General features: G+C 59.0%; 22 protein-coding genes and 1 tRNA gene. 13 read left to right on the top strand and 10 right to left on the bottom strand.

All coding sequences use genetic code 11. The annotated features are described in order from the left end of the window. Window positions 1-3: 3 nt before the first annotated feature. A complete protein-coding gene (locus HNQ72_RS09915; protein ID WP_183992078.1) occupies window positions 4-1545 on the bottom strand; it encodes an ArnT family glycosyltransferase in 1542 nt (513 codons plus the stop codon). 70 nt (window positions 1546-1615) lie between these two features. Beyond that, window positions 1616-2635, bottom strand: a complete 1020-nt coding sequence (locus tag HNQ72_RS09910; RefSeq protein WP_183992076.1) for a glycosyltransferase family 2 protein — start codon at window positions 2633-2635, stop codon at window positions 1616-1618. A gap of 99 nt (window positions 2636-2734) precedes the next feature. Between HNQ72_RS09910 and HNQ72_RS09905 the strand changes: the two genes are divergently transcribed. Beyond that, on the top strand, window positions 2735-3691 hold the full coding sequence (locus HNQ72_RS09905; protein WP_183992075.1) for a lysylphosphatidylglycerol synthase domain-containing protein: 957 nt from the start codon (window positions 2735-2737) through the stop codon (window positions 3689-3691). Between the two features lie 299 nt (window positions 3692-3990). Here HNQ72_RS09905 and HNQ72_RS09900 read toward each other — a convergent pair whose 3' ends face one another. The 3 genes from HNQ72_RS09900 to HNQ72_RS09890 all read right to left on the bottom strand — a co-directional run bounded on the left by HNQ72_RS09900 (window position 3991) and on the right by HNQ72_RS09890 (window position 6266). Beyond that, window positions 3991-5493 carry an AMP nucleosidase gene (locus HNQ72_RS09900; RefSeq protein WP_183822512.1) on the bottom strand — a complete coding sequence of 501 codons (1503 nt, stop codon included), beginning with the start codon at window positions 5491-5493 and terminating at the stop codon, window positions 3991-3993. 74 nt (window positions 5494-5567) lie between these two features. After that, window positions 5568-5738 carry a hypothetical protein gene (locus HNQ72_RS09895; RefSeq protein WP_183992073.1) on the bottom strand — a complete coding sequence of 57 codons (171 nt, stop codon included), beginning with the start codon at window positions 5736-5738 and terminating at the stop codon, window positions 5568-5570. Between the two features lie 189 nt (window positions 5739-5927). Continuing rightward, window positions 5928-6266, bottom strand: coding sequence for a DUF2147 domain-containing protein (locus tag HNQ72_RS09890; protein ID WP_183992071.1), 339 nt, complete (start codon window positions 6264-6266; stop codon window positions 5928-5930). Between the two features lie 498 nt (window positions 6267-6764). Here HNQ72_RS09890 and HNQ72_RS09885 point away from each other — a divergent pair, with 498 nt between their 5' ends. Then, window positions 6765-7031: a sel1 repeat family protein gene (locus tag HNQ72_RS09885; protein WP_183992069.1), complete on the top strand. Its 267-nt coding sequence runs from the start codon at window positions 6765-6767 to the stop codon at window positions 7029-7031. Window positions 7032-7166: 135 nt separating this feature from the next. On the opposite strand, the gene HNQ72_RS09880 is transcribed toward HNQ72_RS09885, so the two are convergent. Further along, complete coding sequence (locus HNQ72_RS09880) at window positions 7167-7601, bottom strand: winged helix-turn-helix transcriptional regulator (RefSeq protein ID WP_183992067.1); 435 nt, start codon at window positions 7599-7601, stop codon at window positions 7167-7169. Window positions 7602-7842: 241 nt separating this feature from the next. Here HNQ72_RS09880 and HNQ72_RS09875 point away from each other — a divergent pair, with 241 nt between their 5' ends. Next, window positions 7843-8700 (top strand): SDR family oxidoreductase, encoded by an 858-nt coding sequence (locus HNQ72_RS09875; RefSeq protein ID WP_183992065.1) that lies wholly within the window; start codon window positions 7843-7845, stop codon window positions 8698-8700. 62 nt (window positions 8701-8762) lie between these two features. Here the strand turns inward: HNQ72_RS09875 and HNQ72_RS09870 are convergent, their stop codons facing one another. Beyond that, entirely contained in the window at window positions 8763-9884 is a 1122-nt protein-coding gene (locus HNQ72_RS09870) for a pyridoxal phosphate-dependent aminotransferase (RefSeq protein WP_183992063.1), read from the bottom strand. A 202-nt stretch (window positions 9885-10086) separates the two neighbouring features. On the opposite strand from HNQ72_RS09870, the gene HNQ72_RS09865 reads away from it, so the two are divergent. Beyond that, complete coding sequence (locus HNQ72_RS09865; RefSeq protein WP_183992061.1) at window positions 10087-10368, top strand: sunset domain-containing protein; 282 nt, start codon at window positions 10087-10089, stop codon at window positions 10366-10368. Between the two features lie 42 nt (window positions 10369-10410). Here HNQ72_RS09865 and HNQ72_RS09860 read toward each other — a convergent pair whose 3' ends face one another. Next, window positions 10411-10767 carry a hypothetical protein gene (locus HNQ72_RS09860; RefSeq protein WP_244654409.1) on the bottom strand — a complete coding sequence of 119 codons (357 nt, stop codon included), beginning with the start codon at window positions 10765-10767 and terminating at the stop codon, window positions 10411-10413. 224 nt (window positions 10768-10991) lie between these two features. On the opposite strand from HNQ72_RS09860, the gene HNQ72_RS09855 reads away from it, so the two are divergent. From HNQ72_RS09855 to HNQ72_RS09830, 6 genes are all read left to right on the top strand, one after another. After that, window positions 10992-12209 carry an NAD(P)/FAD-dependent oxidoreductase gene (locus HNQ72_RS09855; protein WP_183992059.1) on the top strand — a complete coding sequence of 406 codons (1218 nt, stop codon included), beginning with the start codon at window positions 10992-10994 and terminating at the stop codon, window positions 12207-12209. A 57-nt stretch (window positions 12210-12266) separates the two neighbouring features. After that, the gene (locus tag HNQ72_RS09850) at window positions 12267-13067 is read left to right on the top strand and encodes an aldolase/citrate lyase family protein (protein ID WP_183992057.1); all 801 of its coding nucleotides are present in this window, start codon (window positions 12267-12269) and stop codon (window positions 13065-13067) included. Window positions 13068-13200: 133 nt separating this feature from the next. Next, window positions 13201-13291 (top strand) — tRNA-Ser (locus tag HNQ72_RS09845). A 398-nt stretch (window positions 13292-13689) separates the two neighbouring features. Then, on the top strand, window positions 13690-14826 hold the full coding sequence (locus HNQ72_RS09840) for a porin (protein ID WP_183992055.1): 1137 nt from the start codon (window positions 13690-13692) through the stop codon (window positions 14824-14826). A 283-nt stretch (window positions 14827-15109) separates the two neighbouring features. Further along, window positions 15110-16246, top strand: coding sequence for a porin (locus HNQ72_RS09835; RefSeq protein WP_183992053.1), 1137 nt, complete (start codon window positions 15110-15112; stop codon window positions 16244-16246). 209 nt (window positions 16247-16455) lie between these two features. Beyond that, window positions 16456-17568, top strand: coding sequence for a porin (locus HNQ72_RS09830; protein WP_183992051.1), 1113 nt, complete (start codon window positions 16456-16458; stop codon window positions 17566-17568). Window positions 17569-17677: 109 nt separating this feature from the next. Here the strand turns inward: HNQ72_RS09830 and HNQ72_RS09825 are convergent, their stop codons facing one another. Then, a complete protein-coding gene (locus HNQ72_RS09825; protein ID WP_183992049.1) occupies window positions 17678-19795 on the bottom strand; it encodes a lytic transglycosylase domain-containing protein in 2118 nt (705 codons plus the stop codon). A 227-nt stretch (window positions 19796-20022) separates the two neighbouring features. Here HNQ72_RS09825 and dapA point away from each other — a divergent pair, with 227 nt between their 5' ends. The 3 genes from dapA (at window position 20023) to HNQ72_RS09810 (ending at window position 22761) form a co-directional block, all read left to right on the top strand. After that, complete coding sequence (dapA, locus tag HNQ72_RS09820) at window positions 20023-20907, top strand: 4-hydroxy-tetrahydrodipicolinate synthase (RefSeq protein WP_183992047.1); 885 nt, start codon at window positions 20023-20025, stop codon at window positions 20905-20907. Window positions 20908-21039: 132 nt separating this feature from the next. Continuing rightward, entirely contained in the window at window positions 21040-21516 is a 477-nt protein-coding gene (gene smpB / locus HNQ72_RS09815) for an SsrA-binding protein SmpB (protein WP_183992045.1), read from the top strand. A 276-nt stretch (window positions 21517-21792) separates the two neighbouring features. Next, window positions 21793-22761 (top strand): lysylphosphatidylglycerol synthase transmembrane domain-containing protein, encoded by a 969-nt coding sequence (locus HNQ72_RS09810; RefSeq protein ID WP_183992043.1) that lies wholly within the window; start codon window positions 21793-21795, stop codon window positions 22759-22761. On the opposite strand, the gene HNQ72_RS09805 is transcribed toward HNQ72_RS09810, so the two are convergent. Then, a complete protein-coding gene (locus HNQ72_RS09805; protein ID WP_183992041.1) occupies window positions 22734-23813 on the bottom strand; it encodes a bifunctional transcriptional activator/DNA repair enzyme AdaA in 1080 nt (359 codons plus the stop codon). The genes HNQ72_RS09810 and HNQ72_RS09805 overlap by 28 nt on opposite strands. Window positions 23814-23886 lie beyond the last annotated feature (73 nt).

Genomic DNA, 23886 nt, shown 5'->3' with positions numbered 1-23886 from the left:
GTTTTAACGCGGCAGGTCCATGACGGCATAACCGAAGCGGTACTGGTCCATCGGCCGGCCCCATTGATAGGGGTAGCCGACGATCGCGACATCCTGCGGTGCGGTGGTGATCCCTTGTTCAAGCAGATACCCGGAAAACTCCTTGTCGAAGGCGACCGGCATGCTGCCATCCTTCGTGCGCCAGACGAAAACGACCCGGTCGAAATCCGTAAGCGGCCGGTTCTTCAGTCCCGGCGGCGGCGGCTCCACGGCAACCGGCTGTTCGGGCAGGCTGAAATGCAGGTTGCCGGCAAGCTGCCTGTCCGAGGCGACGACGACTGTGTTGGCACCTGCAGCCTTCTCCGCAACGGTCTTCGAAAGGGCCGCGAACGGAATGTTGACATAGCCGTAATTGCCGTTGATGCGGCCCATATTGGCACGAAGCGCCAGCGCCGTCGGGATCAGCAGCATGATGACGATAGCCACGCCCCAGAGCCGCTTGAAACTCACCTCGACCGGGATTTTTGCAGCATCCACCTTCAGCGCGAGATAGAGCGGTGTGGCCAAGAGAAGCGGCGTCAGCCAGCGGTCACGCACATTCTCGAAACCGGCAAACAGGATCATCAGCACGATCAGCGCGAGCGAAAGCACGAGAATGCGGCCGACAAGCCGCGTCCAGCGGCTATGAGCGCTGACGATCGCTTTCAGGTGCTCGCGATAGACGGCTGCAAAGATGATCAGCGTGAGCGCAGTGAAGCTGAAAAAGCCGATCGTCAGTGAGCCCAGGCCGCTGGCAATCCCGCCGATCAGGCCTGCATCGTCACCGCCGAGCTTCTTGAGCGTGCTCTGACTTGCATCGCTGAAATTGTCGACAAGCCATAGCGCATGCGGTGCGACGATCGCCAGAGCCAGAACCCCGGCGGGTATCAGCTTCCACGAAAGCATCGTGCGGCGCATGTCGCGGTCCATCAGCACGGCAAGTCCGGCGGCAACCGGCAGGACCGCGAAATTGTATTTCGTGATGCCGCCGATGCCGATGGCAATACCGAACAGCAGGAAGGCCACAAGCGTTGGCCGGGAAATGACCCTCAGCAGGGTAAAAAGAAACAGGCATGCGCCGAAAATGGCAGCGACCGTATGTGAAAGGTCGCGCTGCGCCTCGAAGGAGACCTGCGGAATGGTGAGAAGCCCGAGTGCAGCAACGACCGCCAGCCGCTTGTCTTCCAGCACCTGCCGTGCCGCGAGATAATAGAAGATATAGGACAGGAAGAGCATCAGCGCCTTCATGCCCGAAAGCGTGATGATCGAGATGCCGAAAATCTGGATCGCGCCGTGCTGCAGCCAGTTATAGAAGGGGGGTTGCGCGCCATAGCCGGCAAGCAGCCATTGCGACACATAGACCTGCTCGGACTCGTCGAGTTCCAGCCCATGGGGAAGAATGAAGCGTAAGACGACCTGGACAACGAAATAGGCGGCAAGCACCAGGGTCAAGGTCTGTCCGGAACGGAGCCGGTCGGCGAAAACCGGTGCGCCTTGCACATGGGTTGGCGAGGAAATTTTCGGCAAGATTGACTCCAGCAAGAATGCGTCGTGATCCGTGAGGCCGGCCCGGATAATCGTCGTCCCGGGCGAAACTTCACTCGGCGGTTGGATCTGCCTGGTAAATTTCTCTGACGATATAACTGAGGGCACTATCCTCGCGGTAGTAGGTGCGGGCTATCATTTCCGCGATAATACCTGTCGTGATCATCTGTACGGACGAGAGGAACAGCATCACACCGATCAGGAACAGCGGTCGGGTGCCGATGTCGTTGCCCATGATGAACTTGTCTATGAACAGGTAGAACAGGATCAGTGCCGAGATCGCACCGAGGCCAAGGCCGAGCGAACCGAAGAAATGTCCCGGCCGCGCCTTGAAGCGCATGAAGAACATCACCGACAGGAGATCGAGAATAACCCGGAACGTCCGGGAAATACCGTATTTTGATACGCCGTGCTGGCGGGCGTGGTGCGTTACCGGCATTTCGCCGATGCGCGAGCTCGGCACGACACCGGCGACCCAGGCAGGGATGAAACGGTGCATTTCGCCCATCAGCTTCACCTGCTTGATGACCGCCGAACGGTAAATCTTCAGGGAGCAGCCGTAATCGTGCAGGCGCACGCCGGTGATGCGGCCTATCAGCCGATTGGCGATGAAGGATGGAACCTTGCGCAAAAGCAGGCCGTCCTGACGGTTTTGGCGCCAGCCGACGAGCAGATCGAGTTCCCGGCGCTCAAGTTCGGCGACCATCGCAGGGATGTCCTTGGGATCGTTCTGCAGGTCTCCATCGAGCGTTGCGATCAGCCGGCCTTCTGCCTGGTTGATGCCTGCCTGCATGGCGGCCGTCTGGCCGAAATTGCGCTGCAAAGCAACGATCTTCAGGTCGAGGCCGGGGCGATTGAGGGCTCTCCGCGCATTGGCGATCGTGGCATCCGTGCTGCCGTCGTCGACCAGGATCAGTTCCCACGAGGCTGCATAACGGGCCATCGACGTCGCGATCCGCTCGATCAGCGGCTCGACGCTTTCCTCTTCATTGAAAAGCGGCACGACCAGCGACAATTCGACCGGGCTGGTCGTCTCGACGAGGCGGGTGACTGACTCTGCTGTTGTACCCACCGTGTGTTTCTCCTAGAAGTGCGGGCTTATACGGGCGGCGCGCCATGGCGCAGCATCGTCGCATAGACCCGAATTTATCGCATTGGGGCCACCTACTATATGAAGAATTATTCCGTTGCCAGCCAGAGAGCGTGGATAATTCGTAACGCCATGACGCTGCTGACGTTGGCGACCGTCGTGCTTTATGCGATCTTCATACAGTGGGTTTGGGGCTGGGCGACCGTGCTGGCTCTATGGAAAGGTGCCGGCCTCGGCTCGGCTTTCCTCGCGCTTGCGGCACTGCTTGGCACCTATGTCCTGCGCACCTGGCGCATCTATGATTATTTTCCGACAGAGACCGGCGGCCGCTTCGGAACGCTGCTGCGCCTCACCCAGGTGCACAATCTTTTGAACATCATGCTGCCCTTCCGTTCGGGCGAGGCAAGCTTTCCGCTGCTGATGAAACGCGAGTTCGACCTGTCGCTGGCAAGAAGCACCGCCGCTCTTTTCGTCATGCGGCTTTTCGATCTTCATGCTCTGCTCGCCGCAGCCGGCATCGGTCTGGTCCTGCAGCATCATTCGTCATGGGCCTGGGCGCTTTGGTTCTGCTTCCTTGTCCTGCCGGTCGCAGGTTTTGCCCTGCGCGGCATCGGCCTTCGGTTTGCTGCAAAGATACTGCCGGCAAAGGCTGAAAGACTGCTTGCCGAAGTTGAAGCGGGCCTTCCCGTCGATGCCGCAGCCTTTGCGAGGGCCTGGGGCGCAACGCTGATCAACTGGTTCACCAAGATCGCAGTCCTTGCCTGGGTGCTCGGCCTGCTCGGAGGCATTTCGATGGCGCCCGGTTTCGGAGGTGCGCTCGGAGGGGAACTGTCCTCCGTCCTGCCGGTCCATGCGCCCGCCGGTGTCGGCACCTATCCCGCCGGCATCAGCGCCGGTGCCGTCGCCTTCGGTGCCGCAGCCTCGGGGCCTGCTTTCGAAGACCTCGCTCAGGCCGCCGTCAACACCCACCTTCTCGTCATTGTTTCTTCGTTGATGGGCACGGCGCTGTCGCTGTTTGCTGCGAGGGGGAACAGGTAACGGATCAGGCCAATTTCAAACCGAGATGATCGGCCATCGGCACGCAACGTTGTCGCCAATTCGGCCGACAATATCTGCACGATGGGGAAATCCCGGAAATCCTGTTCCATCCAACGGGCCTGATGACTGTCCCGTGCCCCCGAAGCACTTCCATCATGATGACATCGCAGAGCAGGACAACTTCGCGCGGTATGAGTGATCTGAGCGTAGTCGTCATCCAGTTCGATATTGGCGCGCATGCTGACCCCATGGTGTATGAATTTTGAGATCATACACCATGGGCATGGTGGCTGGAATTATTACTGGAACGCTGTCTCGTAGAAGCTTCTGAGCTTACGGGAATGCAGCGTTTCGGTCGGCATGGCGGCGAGCTTCTGCACGGCGCGGATGCCGATCTGCAGATGCTGGCTGACCTGTGTGCGATAGAAGGCGGTCGCCATGCCCGGCAGTTTCAGTTCGCCATGCAGCGGACGGTCGGAAACGCAAAGCAGCGTTCCGTATGGCACGCGGAAACGGAAGCCGTTGGCCGCGATTGTCGCCGATTCCATATCGAGTGCGATAGCGCGCGACTGGGACAGCCGCTTCACCGGCCCGCGCTGGTCGCGCAGTTCCCAGTTGCGGTTGTCGATCGTCGCGACCGTGCCGGTGCGCATGATCCGCTTCAGCTCGAAACCTTCATAACCGGTCACTTCCTCGACGGCGCTTTCCAGCGCCTGCTGAACTTCCGCCAGCGCCGGGATCGGCACCCACACCGGCAGGTCGTCGTCCAGCACATGGTCCTCGCGCACATAGGCATGGGCAAGCACATAGTCACCGAGACGCTGGCTGTTGCGAAGCCCGGCGCAATGGCCAACCATCAACCAGGCATGCGGCCGCAGCACGGCGATATGATCGGTGGCGGTCTTCGCGTTCGAAGGGCCGACGCCGATATTGACCAGCGTGATGCCGGAATGGTCGTCCTTCTTCAGATGGTAGGCCGGCATTTGCGGCATGCGGGTAATCGGCGTCGTCTCCGGCGTATCCTTGCCGGCAAGCGTGATGACATTGCCCGGTTCGACGAAGGCTGTGTAGCCGCCACCACCCTCGGCCATCAGCTTGCGGGCCCAGGCAGCAAATTCGTCGATATAGAACTGGTAGTTGGTGAACAGCACGAAGTTCTGGAAATGCTCGGCACCCGTGGCCGTATAGTGGCTGAGGCGAGCCAGAGAATAATCGATGCGCTGTGCGGTAAACGGTGCAAGCGGCGCCGGTTCTCCCGCCGGAGCTTCATATTCGCCATTGGCAATCAGATCATCGGTATTGGTGAGATCCGGCGTGTCGAATAGGTCGCGCATCGGGATATCGGCCATCGCGTGACCGGCCGAAGCTTCCACATGCGCGCCTTCGCCGAATGCGAAATGGAGCGGGATGGGCGTGGTCGATTCCGACACGGTGACGGGAATGCCGTGATTGCGCATCAACAGATCCAGCTGTTCGATCAGGTAATGGCGGAACAGTTTTGGCCGCGTCACGGTCGTCGTGTAGATACCGGGGGCCGCGACATGGCCGTATGAAAGCCGCGAATCGGCATGGCCGAACGAGGTCGTTTCGATCGAGACCTGCGGATAGAAGGCGCGATAACGGCCGGTCATCGTGCCGCTCTTGGCCAGCGCGCCAAAACTGTCGATCAGGAATTTCGTATTACGCTCATAAAGCGCGGTCAGGGCATCGACGGCCGCTTCGGCATTGTCGAAAGCCTGCGGTTCCACCGCGCTCGGGCTGATGTAGGAAAGCGGAGAAAAGGGAGAGATTCGTGTGTTCATGAGCCATTATAAGGAGAACTCCATGACAATCAAACGGCGATCACCGTCCCTCTTTTCACCTTGATTGTGCCTCTTCAAAGCGTGGCGACGCATTCGCCGCTGTTGGAGTAGACACACAGGCCGCCCGTGCTGATGTTGAAACCCAACGGTCGCTTGGACGGGTGCACAGCAAGTGCGGCAAAGGACAATGCGAAGACCGTCATCATCAAAGTGACGATGGTCAGGCGGCGTGCAATGGTCGTCATGATCCTGCTCCCGTAATGCCAGGCTCCGATCGGTTCCTGGCTCAATGAGGGCAGAATAATGGCAACCGCCTGTATGAAGGCTGAGAGCCCGTTTCATCTGGCGTTCAGGGTTGTTAACGGGCTGGGCTCCAGCTTCCGGGTAGAAAAAAGCCGGCTATGACAGCCGGCTTCGATCGTATCGGGATTAGGTTAGAGCCGCGTCCATGTCTGTGACTTGCACAGAACCTTCAGCACGCAGCCCTTCATTTTCAGCGTATTGCCGGCGACGGAGCCGGAACCGCTATAGGTCTTGTCGTTATCAGGGTCGGTGATCTCGCCGGAATATTCGTCGCCGGTGCCGGACATTTTTCCGATCTGCTTGCCGGCATGTTTGCCGGTTTTCAGCGTTACGCAATAAGCCGATCCGCATTTGCCGATCTCGGCGGTCGCGCCACTCTGGGTCTTCCAGTTACCCTCGATCGGCTCCGCGGCGTGGCCCGCCGCAGCACTCACCAGCAATGCCGCAGCCGCGACAAAAGTCTTCAGCATGAGATCCCTCCTCAGATCCTCGTTATTGCAGCGTCCGAAAGCCCTCCAGCAATCGAAGCCTCGCATCTAAATTAGCTTACCAGTACGTAAAGGTAAAGTTGCGGAAAGCTGGCAGTGTGCCCGTTTTCAGATGTTTTCAGCCGGCCCGCGTGGGGGCGGACTTTCTCTTTTCTGAAAACGGAAGCGGAAAGCATGGCTAACAAAGGGTTTCGATCGAAATCCTAACGTATCGTAAACGAAAGCCGAAAACCCTTAACATGCAGGCATTGTAGTGCTTAACGAAAACTCAAATTTACGAAGCATTTGAACTTTGTTTTCCGCAAGTTAAGCATTCTTTTTAGTCGGATTTTCGAATCTTGGGATCATATTGGTCTCATCAAACGAGCGGGAAAAACCGCCACCCTGATGGATTAACAAAGCCGCATAAGACGGTGGTCTGGAAGGGAATGATGAACAGGGCAGAAGAAGAAACAAGGTCTTAAACAGGGATCAAAACCGATGGCACGCTTTGAAATTTCGACGACTGAAATGGCCACCATGGGTGGCGATGCCCGCGCAGAAGTCTTCTGCGATATGGGACTGATGTATGCAACGGGCCGCGGGGTCGAAATCGACCTCGTGTCCGCCCACAAATGGCTGAATATTGCCGCCATCAAGGGCTCCGACCGCGCCGCCGAACTGCGTGCCGATCTGACCCCGCAATTGACGAAGATGCAGCTTGCGGAGGCACTGCGCGCCGCCCGCGAATGGATGACGGTGCACTGAGCACGACAATTTTTTACCGCCCCGCGAGAGGGCGGTCGGATAGAACAAAGGCGCGTCCGCTTCGGATGTCGCGATATCCTTGACCGCGACCGGCAGAAACAAGGCCGGCGCGGTTTTCTGCTTATGGTGTTCCGGTCAGTCTTTCCGGTCGAAGGTCTTGCGCGCTTCGTGAACGGCGTCGTGATTCTCCACCGCCCAGATCCATACATTGCAGAAGGCGGCGCCAAGCGTCAGGCCGAGCGGCGATAGCCTGTATTCCACTTTCGGCGGCACCGAGGGATGAAGCGTGCGGATGACCAGCCCGTCGCGTTCCATCCGTCGCAATGTCTGGGTCAGCATTTTCTGGCTGATGCCTTCCACATGCCGGGCCAGTTCCGAAAACCGCAAGGTCCCTTCATCCCAAAGCGTATCGAGGATGACGACGGTCCATTTGTCGGCAAAGCCCGAGATCATTTCCCGCGCCATGTTCTCGACGCCCGGCGCGACATTTTTTGGATAGTCGCGGGCCTTGTAGGACTGCGCACGAAAAAGTTCCTCGGCCGTGAACACGGATTCGTTCGGTTTTCCCATTTCTTTCTTCCGGGTGAGTCCAGTACTTTCAGGTGCCTACTTTCCAAAAGAGAGTTAGTCAATAACTGTGAGTGCGTACCGCCGTCGCAATCCGCGCATGGCTGTACTGCACGCCGTATCGTCATGCGACGACAAGGTGATGCCGAAAAATGCAGGCGTGACGAACCGGGCAGGCATCTCCCCGGAACGCTCCCGTCTGCCCTGAAAACACTAGCTCTCGCAGCAACTAGGGAAGCTCATCATGGACGATAATTCGAAGAAGTCGGTACTCTCGCGCAGGACTGTTCTGTCCGCAGCCGCCATCGCCCCGGCCGTCGTTGCCGCTGCTGCTGCGGCGTCCGGCACCGCTCAGGCCCAGCAGTTCCAGACAGCCGACAAGGTGGCGATCGTCACCGGTTCTTCTCGCGGCATCGGCGCGGCAACCGCCAGGCGCCTTGCTGCCGACGGCTTCAAGGTGGTGGTCAATTGCCGGGTTAATCACGATCTTGCCACCGCTGTCGTGCGGGATATCGAAAAGGCAGGCGGGCAGGCGGTCTGGGAGCAGGCCGATATTCGCGAACCGACGGCGGTGCGTCGCCTGTTCGATGTTGCCGAACGCGAATTTGGTGGCGTCGATGTCGTCGTTGCCAATGCCGGCGTGATGCACCTCGCCCCGTTCCGCGACATGTCGGACGAGGATTTCGATAAGATGGTCGATACCAACGTCAAGGGCAGCTTCAACACGCTGCGTGAAGCGGCCCGGCGTGTGCGCGACGGCGGGCGGATCATCGCCACCTCGTCGAGCATCGTCCAGCTTCGTTCGCCGACCTATGGTCCCTATGCGGCCAGCAAGGGATCGATGGAAATCTATGCCAACATCCTTGCCAAGGAACTGGCCGGCCGAAAGATCTCCGTCAACGCGATCGCGCCCGGACTGGTCGCGACCTCGCTCTTCCTCGATGGCAAGACGGATGAGCAGGTTGCCGGTTTTGCCCAGCGCACCCCGCACGGCCGTATTGGCGAACCGTCGGATATAGCCGCCATGGTTGCCTTCCTCTGCAGCCCGGATGGCTGGTGGGTCAACGGCCAGACGCTTTATACCAATGGCGGCGTCGTCTGATATCGGCAGGCGTCGGGGATCGAAATGAAAAGGCCGGGTGCTTTTGTGCCCGGCCTTTGTTATTAAAGCGATTTCAGAACCTGGGGCAACGCGGCCTCCAGCAGCGCCATGTCCGTCTCCTGGCCGGCGCTGATGCGGATGCAGCGGTTGAGCGGCTCGACACCCGGCATGCGGATGAAGACCCCGTGGCCCAAAAGCCCATCGACAATAGCGCGGGCGTAAGCCGCGTCGCGTCCGCAATCGATCGCGACGAAATTGGTGGCCGAAGGCAGTGCCTTGAGGCCGTTGGCGGCCGCGATCGCTCCGATGCGCTCGCGCGATGCCTTGATGTTGCCGACCACTTGGCCGAGATAGGCCGTGTCTTTCAGGGCCGCGATTGCGCCTGCAACGGCTATCCTGTTCATGCCGAAATGGTTGCGGATCTTGTCGAAGGCTTTCGCAGTGCCTTCTGTCGTGATCGCGTAACCGACGCGTGCGCCAGCCATTCCATAAGCCTTCGAGAACGTGCGCGTACGGATGACGTTCGGCATGCCGATCAACGCCTCGATCGACGGCGTCGAGCTTGCCGGTGCCGTTTCGCAATAGGCCTCGTCGAGCACGAGAAGCGTGGTTTCCGGCAGTGCCTTTGCAAAGGCCACGACCTCATCGGCCTCCCACCAGCTGCCCATCGGATTGTCCGGATTGGCGAAATAGACCAGCGGCGCATTTTCCCGGCGCACGGCGTCGAGCAGCCCGTTCAGGTCTTCCCGGTCGTTCACGTAAGGCGTGGTGACCAGTCGGCCGCCGAAACCGGCGACGTGGAAATTGAAGGTCGGATAACCGCCGAAGGAATTCACCACGGGCATCGGCGTAGCTGCTGCCGGGTCGATGACGAGCCGCACGATCTGGCCGAGAAGGCTGTCGACACCTTCGCCGATCGCCAGGTTTTCCGGCTTGCAGTTGAGATGTGCGGTGAGTGCTGCCTTGAGGTCGAAATTTTCCGGATCTGCATATTTCCAGATCCCCGTCGCGGCTTCCGTCATGGCGGCGATCACGGATGGCGCGGGGCCGAAACTGTTTTCATTCGCGCCGATACGCGCCTTGACGACCGCACCGCTCTTTCGCTCCAGCGCTTCCGGGCCGACAAAGGGCACGGTCGAGGGCAGTGAATTGATCAGCGGGGTAAAACGAGAAAATGCAGGCATGTGGGATAAGTCCGGTTGAAAGCCGGGACACAATAGAAAGCTTTCGCTGCTGTGCAAGGGCAGGAGTTCGACCGTCAGCCCTCTGGGCGATGATTCGCGGAATGCCGGACGCCTCTGTGCATCTTCAGGTTTTGTTTCTGTGAAGTGCAATTTTAGGGATTGCTGAAGCGAGCAATCAATCTTTTCGGCCCATCCTTATTGAATGAGCAAATTCGTGCTGATTGTTCTCGGAGCAGCGACGGTGACTTTCCTCGCCACGGGCGGGCATACACTATTTCCGGGGATTGCACGTCACCCACAGGGGAATATCGGCACGTCATGCCGGATCAAGGGCAATATCTCGATCAACTCCGGTGAGCGCATTTATCATGTTCCCGGGCAGGAATATTACGACGAAACAAGGATCAGCCCTCAGTATGGTGAGCGCTGGTTCTGCTCCGAGGAGGATGCCCAGGCGGCTGGATGGCGCCGAGCGCGGCGCTGATTTTTGCCGGAGCCGCCTGCGGCACCAACTCCGTATTCCGACTCAGTGGCTCGTTTCGAAGCTCAACCGAATGACGTGATGCAGGAATTCGGGGTTGATCAGCATGTTGAAGCCTACCGTCACCTTCTCCTCTTCTCGCGCCATGACCGTGCATCCGATCTCGTCGCGTATGCCCAGGATGGCGAGGAAGAAATGAGATGGCACCGGAATGTGCGGGGTGACCTCAAGCTCTGCTCCCTGCAGGGAGATCGTACGGATCAGGCAGCGAATACTCGTCTTGGTGCTTAAATGGTGTTCGACGAGCACGATCTTGCCCGGTCGATCGATCGCAAATTTTTCAAAGACACGGCGCAGGCCTGCCGGCTCCTGAGTTTCGGTCCCGTTCATCAATGGGGCCATGGTATCCTCCTGACTCGTCCCACGAATATGATTTTATTCCTGCAATTCTGATGCATTCTAAAGTTGATTGGTAAATTTTTCTCGATCTATGGTGTCCTTATTCGCCTCATTCCCGCGTACTGGACACAATGTCGCGTTGTTGACGCCTAGGCGTCGCGACGATACGCCTTTGCGGCCGTTCGAGGTGCTATCTCTTGGCGGTCGAACAGGAATGGAGCAAGCGAGTGACAGGCAGGCTGGTAATCGTCGGGGCAGGGCAGGCGGGCTTTGCGCTTGCTGCGAAACTTCGGGCATTGAAGGATACGCGGCCCATCACGATGATCGGCGCCGAAGAGGTTTATCCCTACCAGCGGCCGCCGCTCTCCAAGAAATACCTTCTTGGCGAGATGAGTTTCGATCGCCTGACCTTTCGCCCGGATAACTGGTTTGCCGAAAACGACGTGGAAGTCCGGCTCTCCACCTATGTCGAGGAAATCGACCGCGAGAAAAAGACCGTCCGCATGCAGGATGGTTCGGTGCTCGAATATGAAACCCTGGCGCTGACGACGGGCTCCACCCCGCGGACCTTGCCTGCCAGCATCGGCGGCGAACTTAAGGGCGTATATACTGTCCGCGACAAGCGTGACGCGGATCGGCTGGCCGATGAACTGAAGGCCGGTCGCCGCCTGCTGATAATCGGCGGCGGTTATATCGGGCTGGAAGCGGCGGCCGTTGCACGCCATCTCGGTCTCGAGGTGACGCTGATCGAAATGGCCGACCGTATCCTCGCCCGTGTTGCCTCGAAGGAGACTGCAGACATCATGCGCGCGATACATAAAGAGCGCGGTGTCGTGATTCGCGAAAAGACCGGCCTTACCCGCTTGATCGGCGAGGATGACCAAGTACGTGCCGCCGAGCTTTCCGATGGCACGGTCATCGATGTGGATTTCGTCATCGTCGGCATAGGTGTCACCCCGAACGACCGTCTGGCGCAGGATTGCGGCCTCGATGTCGGAAACGGCATCATAGTCGATGAATTCGCCCGCACCTCCGATCCCTCGATATTCGCCATGGGCGATTGCGCCCTGTTGCCGTGGGAAGAAGGACGTATTCGCCTCGAATCGGTGCAGAACGCCGTCGACCAGGCCGAATCGGTCGCCGCGACGCTTGCTGGCGACGCCAAGCCCTATGCGCCAAAACCATGGTTCTGGTCCGACCAGTATGATGTGAAGCTGCAGATCGCCGGCTTTAATCTCGGCTATGACGAGACGCTGGTGCGCGCAGGCAGCCGCGAGGGAGCCGTCTCGGTCTGGTATTTCCGAAGCGGCACGCTGATTGCTGTCGATGCGATCAATGATGCGAAGGCCTATGTAACCGGCAAGAAGATGCTGGAAACCGGCATCAACCCGGACAGATCCCAGCTGGCCGATCCGGCCACTGATCTCAAGTTGCTGTTATCCTGATTCTATATGGCCCTTATTTTGGGCCGTGATTTGTGACGAAAAGGCATAGGAGGAGAAATGCCGGTACCGAAGAATGACTTCAAGGCCGCGATCAGTGCCGGCCGCCAGCAGATCGGCCTGTGGCTGAATACCGGCGAGGCGCTTCCGGCGGAGATTGCCGCAAGCGCCGGCTTCGACTGGCTCGTGATCGATTCGGAACACGGGCCGAATGATCTGCGCAGCATTATCGCCCAGTTGCGGGCGCTGGCTCCCTTTGCCGTCGAACCCGTCGTGCGCCCACCTTCAGGCGAAACCTGGTTCATCAAGCAGTTGCTGGATGCCGGTGCGCGAACGCTCCTCATTCCTATGGTCGATTCGCCTGAACAGGCGAAAGCACTGGTTCAGGCTGTGCGCTATCCTCCGCGCGGCACGCGCGGACTCGGTGCCGCCGTCGCACGCGCCTCGGGCTTTAACGCCATTCCCGATTATGCGCAGACAGCCGATGACGAGATCTGCTTGCTGGTTCAGGCCGAAACGCGTGTCGCCATCGACAATCTCGAGGCGATTGCCGCGATTGACGGCGTTGACGGCGTCTTCATCGGCCCGGCGGATCTTTCGGCCGACTTGGGCTACCTCGGCCGAATCGAGGCGCCGGAAGTGCAGGACGTCATCGAATCGGCGATCGGCCGAATCATCGCCGCCGGCAAGCCCGCAGGCATCCTGACCTTCAACGAAACACTCAACCGTCGTTACCTCGAACTCGGTGCAAGCTTTGTTGCCGTTGGCGCAGACGTCACCGAGCTTGCTGCGACGCTGAAAAACCTTGCCGGCCGTTACGGCCGCGGCCCGGGCGCAGGCCCGGCAGGCTCGGGTTATTGAGCCGGCAATCTCGTAGATTCGTCCTCTGTGCACCGAAATAATGCTGCGGCTGGGGTTCATCCCCAGCCTGCGACGCCACTTTTTGCTAAAAGACCTTGCATTCGGGATTTATCCGCAATAATCAGGCCGCACCGGAGAGGTGGCCGAGTGGTCGAAGGCGCTCCCCTGCTAAGGGAGTATACGTCAAAAGCGTATCGTGGGTTCGAATCCCATCCTCTCCGCCACTATCCTTCATGAAATCCTTGGATCATTAGCGTGAGCGCACGAAGCGCCTGCGAGTTATGCGTGTTGCCTGTCGGCAACATTCTCGCGAAGCTATGTATTCGAATGTGACCTGTCCCTAAGTTGCTGTCACAAAACCGCTTTCTTAACGAAAACTAAATTTTTAATGACCCCTGACTGCGGTTTTGTGTCCTTTCGGCAACATGGTTTTGTGAAGCTGCCTTTAAACTCTCACTCATCCACAGTTCGGCATTGCGCAGCTCACGGCGATTTGTATTTTCAACTCCGAAGCGCGGCGGTGGTTCGTCAGCTTTAAGAACACGGGGATGGGCCCAAGGAATTTTTGTCCTTCGGTAAATCAAGACCTAGACCCATACGTAACTTTGACTGGAGGTCAAAAATGAACATCAAGAGCCTTCTTCTCGGCTCCGCTGCTGCCCTCGCAGCAGTTTCTGGCGCACAGGCTGCCGACGCTATCGTGGCTGCTGAGCCCGAGCCGATGGAATACGTTCGCGTTTGCGACGCTTTCGGCACCGGTTACTTCTACATCCCGGGCACCGAAACCTGCCTCAAGATCGGTGGTTACGTCCGCGTACAGGTTGACGGTCGTTCGGACTTCGACCTGAACGGTCAGCAGGGCGGCTACCGCACCAACACCCGCGGCCAGATCGCTGTTGAAGCAAAGAACGACACCGAGTTCGGTACGCTGTCCTCGAAGGTTACTCTTCGCGCAAACACCAACGTTTCGAACAGCTACTCGGTGACGGTTCCTAATGATCCGGCCGATCCGACTGCTGGTTCTACGACCTACAGCACTTCGCAGGCTAACAACGACTTCTACCTGGAAGAAACCTACCTGCAGCTCGGCGGTCTCCGCGTTGGTTACTTCTACAACTACTTCGATAACGGCCTTCCGGGCGAAACCGTTCTTTCTGACGGCGGCCCTGGCTTCGGTGGCGGCGGCTTCGGCGGCGACACGCTCAACAACTCCATCCGTTACACCTACGACGCTGGTTCGTTCTCGGTTTACGGTCAGGTTGACGCGTTCAACTCGCAGGCTGGTTGGAAGACCGACAACGGTTCTGACGACGAAATCGGCATCAACGGCGTTGTTACCGGCAAGTTCGGTGGCGTAACCGTCGACTTCTTCGCTGGTTATGACTTCGATCGTGAAGAAGCTGCCTTCGCTTCCACGTTGACGGCTGCTATCGGCCCGGGTTCGCTCGGCGTCTTCGCTGCCTACTCGACTGGTGCCAACCGCTACTTCGACGCTTCCGAGTGGACGATCGGCGCTGAATACGCCATTAAGGTCACCGACAAGTTCTCGATCGCTCCTGGCGTTCAGTACTGGGATAACATCGTATTCGCCGACGGCGAAGGCGATCAGGGCGACGCATGGCGCGTTGGTGTAACGGCTGATTACAAGATCACCACCAACCTCGCTGCCAAGGCAACCATCAACTACACCGACGTAGACTCCGGTACGGACTCTGCTGATCGTTGGGATGGTTTCCTCCGTCTGCAGCGTTCTTTCTAATCTGATCTTTCAGATATGAGCGAAAAGCCCGGCCCTGCGCCGGGCTTTTTGTTTCTGTTGATTCGGATGCAGTCGCAGAATTCCAGCAAGAATTAGTGGATGAAAATGCACGGACAGGCGGCTTTGAGTCCGGTTTACTCGTCAAATTTGTGACAAATAAGTAACGACCACGTTGCAACTGCCTGATGTTCACCGGTCGCAGATGCAGAAATGCTTGTAAGCATCCGCCGCCCGCCTGTAACTTGACGGTTGTAAAGCCTAGAGTTGACCGGGGAACCCCACAATGAAAATCACGAGCCTTCTCATCGCATCGACCGCGGCGCTTGCAAGCGTCACTGTCGCCCAGGCTGCCGATGCTATCGTCGCTGCCGAACCTGAGCCGCTGGAATATGTTCGCGTTTGCGACGCGTTCGGAACGGGCTATTTTTACATTCCGGGTACCGAGACCTGCCTCAAGATCGGCGGTTACGTCCGCGTCCAGATCGACGCACGTAGCGATGACGACTTTGGTGGTGAAGGCGGTTACCGTACCAACACCCGTGGTCACCTGACCCTGGACGCGAAGTCTGACACCGAGTACGGCACGCTGACTGCGACCATGACGTTGGAAGCTAACACCAACAGCTCGAACACCTATTCGGTCACAATCCCGGATGCTGTCGGTGGCGGTTTTACGACTTATGAAACGTCTGTGGCCAACAACGACTTCTTCCTCGATGAAACCTTCATCGAACTCGGCGGCCTCCGCGTTGGTTACTTCTACAACTACTTCGATACCGGACTTCCGGGCGAAACCGTTCTTTCCGACGCTGGTCCGTATGGTAACGGTGGCTTCGGTGGCGACACCCTGAACAACGGCATCCGTTACACCTACGACGCCGGCGCTTTCTCCGTCTACGGTCAGGTCGATGCATTCGACTCGCAGGACGGTTGGAAGGACGACGTACCAGGCACCGGTCGCGGCCAGGATGAAATCGGCATCAACGGCGTCATCACCGGCAAGTTCGGTGGCGTAACACTCGACTTCTTCGCTGGTTACGACTTCGACCGCGAAAATGCCGCTCTCGCTTCCACGCTGACGGCTGCAATCGGCCCGGGTTCGCTCGGCGTCTTCGCTGCCTACTCCTTCGGCGAAAACCGTTACTTCGACGCCTCTGAGTGGACGATCGGTGCGGAATACGCGATTGCCGTGAACGACAAGTTCACCATCGCACCGGGCATCCAGTACTGGGATAACGTTGTTCTCGACGCCGATGGCGATTTCGACGGCGGCAATGCATGGCGCGCTGGTATCACGGCTGACTACAAGATCACCACTGGCCTGTCTGCCAAGGCAACTGTCAACTATACCGACGTTGACAACGACGTTGACTCTGCTGACCGTTGGGATGGTTTCCTGCGTCTGCAGCGCTCGTTCTAATCCGGTTTTCGGATCTAACCTGGAAAGCCCGGCCTCGCGCCGGGCTTTTCTCGTTATGGCGGCGTCGAAATTCGTCCGTGATAAATTGGTAACTGTCAGTTTCCAACTGCGTGATGTAGTGGATCTGCATATAAGAAGCCGCTTGCGCTTATTCTGATCGCGAGTAGCGTTTGCTCAATATGCGAATGCAGCTCACCGAGGAAATCCCAATGAAGCTGACCAGTTTTCTCATCGCATCGGCAGCAAGCCTTGTTGCTTCTTCTGTTTCCCACGCCGCTGACGCCATTGTCGCCGCCGAGCCGGAGCCGCTGGAATATGTCCGCGTCTGCGATGCTTTCGGCACCGGCTATTTCTATATCCCCGGCACCGAGACCTGTCTCAAGATCGGCGGTTATATTCGTCTGCAGCTGGATGGCCGCAGCAATTACGACATCGATACAAGCGCTGGCGCGGTCGAACTCGACGATGACGCCGGCTATCGCACCAATACGCGTGCGCAGCTCCGGTTCGAAGCTAAGTCCGACACCGAATTTGGCGCCCTCGGCTCCCGCGTCACGCTACGCGCTAACAACAATTCCGACAGCTCGGACTTCGCGCTGAACGAGACCTATATCGAGCTGGGCGGTTTCCGTATCGGTTACTTCTATAACTACTTCGATACCGGCCTGCCGGGTGAGACCGTGCTGTCGGACGAAGGCCCGCTTTCGGGCAGCGCAACCGATATTTTCGGGGACTATATTGGCGGCGATACGCTGAACAATTCCATTCGCTACACTTTCGAATCTGGAGCATTCACGGCCTACGGACAGGCTGATTTCTTCAATTCGCAGGCCGGCTGGAAGACGGACGCCGATGGCAGTGCCGATGAGATCGGTCTCAGCGGTCTGGTAGGCGGCAAGTTTGACGCGTTTTCCATCGATCTGTTCGGCGCCTATGAGTTCGACCACGAAGACGGCGTCGTCGCATCCACTCTGTCCGCCGAGATCGGACCCGGCAAGCTGGGTGTTTTCGGTGTCTATTCTTCCGGCCCGACCCGCTATTGGGATTATTCGGAATGGACGATTGGCGCCGAGTACGCCTTCGCTGTTTCCGAAAAGTTCAAGCTCACGCCCGGCGTTCAGTATTGGGATAACATCATTCCCACGAGCGACGATTATACGGGCGGCAGTGCCTGGCGCGTCGGCGTGACGGCGGATTACCAGGTCACGCCGAACCTCCTGGCTAAGGCGACCTTCAACTACAACAATGTTGACATCGACACTGCCGGTTATGGCGATGGCGACCGTTTCGACGGCTTCCTGCGTCTGCAGCGGGATTTCTGATCGACAGAAGTTGAAAAGCCCGGCTTGGCCGGGCTTTTTGTCGCTATCAGGGTGTCCTGCCATCGAACCGTCCGAGAACTGAAGGCACGACTGTTTAGGGCTTCCGGCCTCACTGCCTGCCAAATCTGAGGTCAGCGTCGATATCCGCCTTCTGCCCCAGCCGGGTCTTGTAGACCTGATAATTCTCCAGCACGCGCTGAACATAGTTGCGCGTTTCGGGGAAGGGGATGCGTTCAACCCAGTCGATCACCTCTTCGAGCGACTTGCCACGCGGATCACCATAACGAGCAATCCATTCCGGCACACGCTTCGGCCCGGCATTGTAAGCTATGAAGGTCAGTACATAGGAGCCGCCGAAAGCGTCGATCTGCTCACCGAGATAATGCGCACCAAGTGTGGCGTTGTAACCAGCGTCACTGGTCAGCCGGTCCGCCTTGAAGCTCATCCCGTGCCGCTTGGCAACGCCCTGTGCCGTCCCTGGTAAAAGCTGTAGAAGGCCGCGGGCATTCGCTGCGGAAACGGCTGCCGGGTTGAATGCGCTTTCCTGCCTTGCGATCGAATAGGCAAGCGCCTTGCCGGAACCGGCAATATTGGCGCCGGCCGGAATGACACCGATCGGATAGGCGAGTGCCGCCACATCGACGCCACGGGAAAAAGCCGACTTGCCGATTCGCAGCGACAGTGCATGGTCGCCTTGTGCTTCCGCGCGTGCGGTCAAAAGCGAAAGTTCGCCAGGGCTGTCGATCTGCTCGCCGAGTGCTGCATAAAGTGCTGCTGATCGCCGGTCATGGCCGACAGCGTCAAGCCGCGCGATGGCACGGACCACCTCACGCGAAGCGAAGCGCTCACGGTCCTGCGCCGTGGGGGAGGGGTAGCTTACATCGAGCGTTGATTTGCCGAGCTTTGCGGCAGCCAACTGCCCGTAGAACGTGCCGGAATAACGCGCCGCCTGTTCATAGAAGTTACGCGCCTCTCCCGGTCCGCCGGCCTCAGCCGATCGACCGAGCCAGTAGAGCGCCCGCGACGCGGAAAGCGGCCGGTTGGAGGCCTCGTAGATCTTGCGGAAATGTGTCTCCGCCATGGTCGGGTCCCGAAGCGCTCTCAGCGCATACCATCCGGCATGGAATTCCGCATCGGCGCGGTCGACGGTAGACTGCGCCACATGATTTGCGACCAGCCTGTAGGCGGTGCTGAACTGCCCTAGATCCGCAAGCCCGCGTGAGACGATCCGTTGCTCGTTCCACCATTCCGTCGGATAGACGAGTTTTGCAGGATCGCGCGGTATGCGCTCAAGCAGCTTTGCCGCTCCGGCATAATCGTTCTGTCGCCTTGCATATTCTATTTTGGCGAAGAGATACGCGGGATCACTCGTCCACGAGCCTGCAACGGCATTGATCAGCGCATCGGCATTCCTGGCATTGTTCGCAACGGCCGCCCACGCGTTGTAAAGCGACTGCGCATTGCCCAGACCCGAAAACCGCTTTGCCTGCGCCACGCGGCCGCGATACATGAGATAGTCCATGCGGGTCTTGTGATCGGCCGCGGTAAACATCCCGCCGAATTCGCCAAGCAACTTGTCTTCGGTCGCCACATCGAGTGTTTCGGAAGACCACAGACCGCGCAGGGTCCGGGCGGCCTCAGCGGTTTTACCGGCTGCCGTCTGCGCTCGGGCAAGGATCATCGCACCTTCCGGCGTCTGCGGGCGTGAATTGCCCATGGCGGAAAGCACGGCTGGAGCAGGCGGGTTTTCGCGATAAAGCGCGCGCTCTTCCCGCTCGCGCAATCCGCCGAGCCCCGGCCAGCCGGTCAGCTCGCGTGAAGCGCCAGCAATCTCACGATAGGGCACATCCTTCATTCCCGAACTGGCAATCGCCCAGGTGAGGATTTTGCGGTCGAGTGAGCCTGCCGGCAGGCTGTCGCGTGCAGCAATCGCCTGCGCCGCATCATTGCCGGAAAGCGCGTCTAGACCGGTTTTCAGTGCAGAAGATGCCAGCGGTCGGTCGAGTCTCGGAATGGAGCCGGTAATCTCGGGGATCGGCATGGCCGTTGGCGTGGGAATAGCCTGGGAGCCCGGTTGCGTTGGCACAGGCACGCTTATCGGTGCGTTCGGCCGGGCAAAGGGAAGCGGCACGATGCCACTGCCAGCGCCATCGCTCTGGGCGAGCACAAGGCTCGATATGCTGGCTGCACTCAATCCTAAGGTGAGGATCAGAGCGGGCTTCTTCATCCGGCGACTCGCGAAAAAGACATATACCCCTATCGGGTTCTCCCATTAGGCTCCGGTGGCATTAACGAAACCTTACCACGACCTCTAAAATACGCATCGATGAGCGATGGCCGGTGATCAGTTTCCCGTGAGCTTGCGCTTGTCGGCGATCTGCCTCCGCTTTATGGTGCGCCACCTTAGTCATTGATTACGGCCGAAGCATGGACTGCGGCCATTGGGAGTTTTGCATGTTCAAGGGATCGATCCCCGCGCTCGTAACGCCGTTCACCGCTGGCGGGGCTGTCGATGAAAAAGCATTTGCAGATCATGTCGAATGGGTGATTGCAGAGGGCAGCTCGGGCCTCGTCCCGGTCGGCACGACGGGTGAATCGCCGACTCTTTCCCATGATGAGCACAAGCGTGTGGTCGAGCTCTGTGTGGAGGTCGCTGCCAAGCGCGTGCCGGTCATCGCTGGTGCCGGTTCCAATAATACGACAGAAGCGATCGAGCTGGCACAGCACGCAGAACAGGCCGGCGCCGATGCTCTGCTTGTCGTCACGCCCTATTACAACAAGCCGACCCAGAAGGGGCTTTTCGCCCATTTCTCGGCAATCGCCGATGCGGTTTCCCTGCCCATCTTCATCTACAATATCCCGGGGCGTTCCGTCATCGACATGAGCCCGGAAACCATGGGAAAGCTCGCCAAGGCGCATAAGAACATCGTCGGCGTCAAGGATGCGACCGGCAAGATCGAGCGCGTCTCGGAACAGCGTATCTCCTGCGGTACCGATTTCATCCAGCTCTCCGGCGAGGATGCTACTGCGCTCGGTTTCAATGCGCATGGCGGTGCCGGCTGCATTTCGGTCACAGCCAATGTCGCGCCGCGCCTCTGTGCTGAATTCCAGGCGGCGACGCTGGCCGGAGATTACAAGAAGGCGCTCGAATACCAGGATCGTCTCATGCCGCTGCACAAGGCAATCTTCATGGAGCCGGGCCTCTGCGGTGCCAAATACGGTCTGAGCAAGCTGCGCGGCATGGAGCGCACCGTGCGCTCGCCCCTGGTCTCCGAGCTTGAGCCCGCAACCGAAGCCGCAATCGATGCCGCGCTGCGCCATGCGGGCCTGTTGAACTGAGGTTTTAAGCGTCGGCTGCGCTGACGCATAAGCTTCACATTCGCTGCTGGCCGCATTATATGAATGTCTGAACCCCGCTCATCGCTTTTGGGCGGGGTTCTTTTATGGATAAAGCGGAATGGAATTCGTCTGATGGCACCCAAAGGCAGCCAGCGCGTAGTCAACAAGATCGTTGCGGAAAACCGCAAGGCTCGGTTCAACTACGAAATCATCGACACCTACGAGGCCGGCATCATGCTGACCGGCACCGAGGTCAAGTCCCTGCGCGATGGCAAGGCCAATATCGCGGAATCCTACGCGTCTGACGAAGGTAACGAGATCTGGCTGATCAACAGCCACCTGCCGGAATATCTGCAGGCCAACCGCTTCAACCACGAGCCGCGCCGCCGTCGCAAGCTGCTGTTGTCAAAGCGCGAGATCAACCGTCTTCGCAACGGCATCAACCGCGAAGGCATGACGCTCGTACCGCTGAAGATCTATTTCAACGACCGCGGCCGTGCCAAGCTGGAACTGGCGCTCGCCAAGGGCAAGAAACTGCATGACAAGCGCGAGACCGAGAAGGAACGCGACTGGAACCGCCAGAAGTCGCGGCTGCTGAAGGGCGGCTGACGGCTGTATCGGCCAGAGACTTTCTGCACCGGGTTCCGGCCCATCATCCGCCTGTCGACACCTTCTCCCCGTGATAACGGGCAGAAGGTCAAAACCTGCTCCGCCTCAGCCTCTCTCGAATGTCGAGTAGAGAACGTTCCCTTGCCCCGTCTACGGGGAAGGGGCAGGGGCTGACACTGGCGCAGCTTGGTCACTGCTTCCGCATCCGTACCTGTCCAATCGGAACCAAACCTCATCCCCACCGTTTCCCCGCACGTTCATGCGGGCAAGCGGATAATGACGAAGAAGCAGTTTTTCACCTACCTCATGCTGGTTGTGGGCTTCGGCCTTGCTGCCTGGCTCCTTTATCAGGTTTTTCGCGAGCACTCGTTCTCCGAGATCGTCCAGTCGGTCCGCGATATCCCAGCTGCCAATCTGGCTCTGGCGCTCCTCTTCGCCTTCGGCTCCTATCTCTGCCTCACCGGCTTTGACTGGTGCGGCGTGCGTTATGTGAAGAACGATCTGCCCTATCCCAAGATCGCACTCGCTTCCTTCATCGCGCTCTCCATCGGTCAGAGTGTCGGCATGTCGGGTTTGAGCAGCGGTGCCCTGCGTTATCGGTATTATGCCCATTGGGGCATGACGACTGAAGATGTAGCGAAGATCGTACTGCTCTCGGGCGTCACGGTAGGGCTCGGCATGGCCGTGCTTGCCGGCATCGTCATGGTGGTTAACCCGCAGGATGCTGCCGCAGTGCTGCGTCTGAAGCAGGAGGTCGTGATTGCCATCGGCGCAGGCTGTCTCCTCGCAACTGCGCTCTATATCGCACTCGCCATCTTCCTGCGCGCGCCACTGAAAATCCGTAGCTGGACCTTCCAGATGCCCACATGGAAGATTGCCGTCGCTCAGGTGGTCATCGGCACTATCAACTTCGCCTTCGTCTCTGCCTGCCTGCGCGAGGTTATGGCGGCGGGCGCCGATGTCAGTTATCTCAAGGCCGCAACCGCCTTCGTGCTCGCCAATGTTGCTATCCTCATCACCCATGCGCCAGGCGGCCTCGGTGTGTTGGAGGCGACCGTCCGGCATGTCATGGGCGATCAGGCATCGATCGGCTCGCTGGTCGCCTTCCGGGTGATCTATTTCTTCATCCCGCTCTTCATCGGCCTGCCGCTGTCGCTCGTCGTCGAGGCCATCTTCCGGGCGACAAAGTCGGGCAGCCGTCCGCAGTCAAACGGAGATCAGCGAGCCGCGGTCTCTGCCGGATAGCCTTCCGCCATTCGGCGTTCATGTTCGATCAGCCAGCGTTTGCGCCACAGGCCGCCGCCATAGCCGGTCAGGCTGCCATCGGCTGAAAGCACCCTGTGGCAAGGAATGACGATGGCAATCTGATTGGCGCCGTTGGCGCCTGCGACCGCGCGGGTGGAGGAGGGCATGTTCATGTCGGCCGCGAGTGCGCCATAGGTGCGAAGCTCTCCGGCGGGGATTTCTCGCAGCGCCTGCCACACCTGCCGCTGGAACGGCGAACCATGCTCGGCAAGACGCGTCTTGAACCCGTTGTTTTCGCCGGAAAAATAGGCCTTCAGCTCGGCCTCGATCTCGTCGATCGGCGGATACCGTCCCGTCACGATGCTGCTGCCGCTCGCCTTCTGTAGCCTGCGGATTTCCGCGGGCAAAGCCTTGCGCTCGGCAAATTCCAGAATGTGCAGCGCATGCGTGTCTGCGATCGCGATCATCGGGCCGATCGGCGTATCGATCCAGTCGGCACGCAGCAGCGCCTTGCCGCGCAGTTTCGCCGGTGCTTCCCCGAACAATTTTGCGATCGCGGCCCGAAAGCCGCTACCGGAACCGTAGCCAGCATCGAGCTGGGCATCGATGACGTTGCCGCTATCGTTCAGCACTTCTGCGGCCTTGCCCATGCGTCTCAGCCGCGCCATCTCCAGAAAACTCATGCCGAATTGCCGCTTGAAGGCGCGCCGCACGGTTGACGGATCAACGCCTAAGGTAGTCACGTCGTCTTCGCTCCAGCGCCGTAGCGGATCGGCGTCCAGCGCATCGATCAGCCGTGTCACCACTGGATCGGTCTCGCCAAGCTTCAGCATCGGCCGGCATCGATTGCAGGGGCGAAAACCCGCTTCGAGACACTCGGCGATCGTCTCATAGAAAGTTGAGTTCTCGCGCTTCGGCTTGCGGGCAGGGCAGGTGAGGCGGCAGAAAATGCCGGTCGTCTTCACTGCAACCCAGGCAAACCCTTCATAGGAAGGATCGCGGGCGATCAGCGCATCATAAAGAATATCGTCGGAAGGGCGTTGAAACAGCATGAGACTCTTCTAGCCCGAAACAAAAATAGGCGCCGCCGAAAAACGGGCGCCTATTTTTCTAATGATGTCTGCT

This window comes from Aliirhizobium wenxiniae (assembly GCF_014201355.1).
GTDB classification, from domain to species: Bacteria; Pseudomonadota; Alphaproteobacteria; order Rhizobiales; family Rhizobiaceae; genus Neorhizobium; species Neorhizobium wenxiniae.
This window is presented reverse-complemented; position numbering and strand designations above follow the sequence as displayed.